The 954-nt window shown below is 70.2% G+C and carries 1 protein-coding gene; it reads right to left on the bottom strand.

Annotation, left to right across the window (positions count from 1 at the left end):
• On the bottom strand, window positions 1–954 hold a 954-nt coding region (locus ACOADB_RS24495; protein WP_378605015.1), incomplete at both ends, for an FAD-dependent oxidoreductase.

Raw genomic sequence — 954 nt, 5'->3', positions numbered from 1 at the left:
TCGAGGTCGAGGACCCGGCCGGCGTCGTTCGGGATGACTGCACGACGCTCGTCGAAGGGCAGATCGGGCAGGCCGGTGCTGCGGTACCCGACGGCGCGGTAAACGGCCTGGACGTCCCAGTCGGTCACCTCGCCGGTGCCTTCGACGTTGCCGTCCTCGTTGGGCGAGTGGGTGCGCTCGGTGCGGAGCGTGGTGACGCCGTCGCGGTCGCCGAGGATCTCGAGGGGGGCCTCGGCGAAGTGCAGGTGGATCCGGTGCGGCTTGCCCACCGGGTCCGCGCCGACCCAGCTGGTCAGCGTGTTGAGCACCATCTTCTGTGCCTTGTGCTGGGCGATGTGCTCCATGCCGTGGGCGTCGACGTCGAAGCCCTCGGGGTGCACGATCACCTCGACGTTGGGCGAGTGGTTGAGCTCGCGCAGCTCCAGCGGCGAGAACTTCGCGTACGCCGGCCCGCGGCGGGCGAACACGTGGACGTCGGTGATCGTCTTGGCCGCGAGGCCCTCGTAGACGTGCTGCGGGATGTCGGTGGTGAGCATCTCGTCGCCGGTCTTGGCGAGCACCCGCGCGACATCGAGCGCCACGTTGCCGACACCGATCACGGCGACGCTCCTGGCGTCCAGCGGCCAGCTCTGCGGCGCGTCCGGGTGGGCGTCGTACCAGGAGACGAAGTCGGCGGCGCCGTACGAACCGGGAAGGTCCTCGCCGGGGATGCCGAGGTCGCGGTCGGCCTCGGCGCCCGTGCTGATGACCACGGCGTCGTAGAACTCGCGCAGCTCCTCGAGCTTCACGTCGACGCCGAACTCGACGTTGCCGCGGAAACGGACGTCGGGGTGGGCCAGGACGCGCTGCAGCGCCTTGATGATCTCCTTGATCCGCGGGTGGTCCGGCGCGACGCCGTACCGGACCAGGCCGAAGGGTGCGGGCAGGCGCTCCAGGATGTCGATCGATACCGGG

The sequence above is a fragment of the Nocardioides sp. CPCC 206348 genome, from assembly GCF_048654705.1.
Taxonomy (GTDB): domain Bacteria; phylum Actinomycetota; class Actinomycetes; order Propionibacteriales; family Nocardioidaceae; genus Nocardioides.
This window is presented reverse-complemented; position numbering and strand designations above follow the sequence as displayed.